Source organism: Microcystis sp. M53603_WE2, assembly GCF_030065435.1.
On sequence record NZ_JASJFF010000259.1, the window covers coordinates 1 to 1664 of the forward strand.

The window sequence follows — 1664 nt, forward strand, 5'->3', positions numbered from 1 at the left end:
AATTATTCCTCCCATCGAGAGCTATTCTGAATTGTAAGTTATAACTATTATAATCTCATTTCTCTTTGTGATCAAGTTGAAGATTTTCTAGTTTTTGACTGCTATAAGTATTAATACTCATTGCATAAGTGAGATGCTCCCAAGCGATTGAGCTTTTTGTTGACGAATATAATGCTATTAATTTAAAGAATCCAGAGGCAGTTTTAGAAACCTTAAAACAGGTCAAAGTCTGTGATCCTGCCTGTGGAAGTGGAGCTTATTTATTGGGAATGTTGCATGAGTTATTAGATTTGCGTCAGTGTTTATTTGCCACTAAAGGCATTGATTATAAAACGGTTTATCAGCGCAAGTTAGAGATTATTGAAACTAATATCTATGGAGTTGATATCGATCCTTTTGCGGTTAATATTGCTCGCTTAAGGTTATGGCTTTCCTTAGCGGTTGAATATGAGGGAGATAATCCGCCACCGCTACCCAATTTGAAGTTTAAAATTGAAACAGGAGATAGTCTAACTGCTCCTAATCCCCAAGGTTCTGGGATGGTGCGCGAGGAGTTTATCCATCGGTTTAGGGAAGCTAAAGCCAAGTATTTAAGAGCGCATTTAGGCAGTGATAAACAAAGTCTTGAACAGGAGATTAATGAGGTTAAGAAACAGATTGCTTTATTAACCCATGGCAGTGCTTCTGTGATTGCGAGTGATAAGGAAGCTATCTCAAAAGGGTTTGATTGGGTGGTGGAGTTTGCCGAGGTATTAGCGGAGGGAGGTTTTGATATTCAGGTAGCAAATCCCCCCTATGTGAGACAGGAATTAATTAAGGATTTAAAACCAACTTTAAAGCAGGTTTTCCCTGGCGTTTATACGGGAACATCGGATTTATATTGTTTCTTTTATGCGAGAGCTTTACAATTACTTAAAACTGGGGGAATGTTAGCTTTTATTTCTTCTAATAAGTGGTTTCGGGCAAAGTATGGGGAGAAGTTAAGACAGCATATCGCTGATACTTGTCAGGTGAGAAGTATTACCGATTTTGGGGAGTTGCCAGTTTTTGCAACCGCAGCCACTTTCCCAATGATTTTTATCTCTCAAAAGAGTAGTAAAATTAGTAATTTACCGATTTTTACTCAAGTTAAATCCTTAGAAGAACCTTATCCTGATGTCTTAGCTATTATTAAAAAGACTGGACAGAATTTACCAAAAGATGCGATTAAAGGAGCAAATTGGTTATTAACTGATGCGTCCTCTGCTAACCGTTTACAGAAAATGGCAGCAGCCGGTATTACTTTAGGTGAGTATGTTAACGGACAGATTTATCGAGGTGTATTAACTGGATTTAATCAAGCTTTTGTGATTGATGGTGCAAAACGAGCAGAATTAATTGCTAAAGACCCGAAAAGTGCAGAGATTATTAAACCTTTAGCTGTGGGTGATGATGTGCGTAAATGGCGGATTAATTATCAAAATAAATGGTTGATTTTTACAAGAAGGGGAATTAATATTAACGACTATCCGGCTATAAAAAAATATGGTTCTTCGTTACTTGGTATGGTTCGATAGGGGGGCATAAATCGACTAAATCCTTATCTGGCAAGAGACTTAATTGATTAGTTCGCTCTAGAGCAAAAACAATTGACAAAAATCGCTAAATGCCTTTCTCTATAAGGG

The 1664-nt window shown here is 37.3% G+C and carries 2 protein-coding genes; one reads left to right on the forward strand and one right to left on the reverse strand.

The annotated features are described in order from the left end of the window. Positions 1-128: 128 nt before the first annotated feature. Positions 129-1556, forward strand: a complete 1428-nt coding sequence (locus PX481_RS05710) for an Eco57I restriction-modification methylase domain-containing protein (RefSeq protein ID WP_288093952.1) — start codon at positions 129-131, stop codon at positions 1554-1556. On the opposite strand, the gene PX481_RS05715 is transcribed toward PX481_RS05710, so the two are convergent. Next, positions 1513-1635: a hypothetical protein gene (locus PX481_RS05715; protein ID WP_288023514.1), complete on the reverse strand. Its 123-nt coding sequence runs from the start codon at positions 1633-1635 to the stop codon at positions 1513-1515. The genes PX481_RS05710 and PX481_RS05715 overlap by 44 nt on opposite strands. Positions 1636-1664 lie beyond the last annotated feature (29 nt).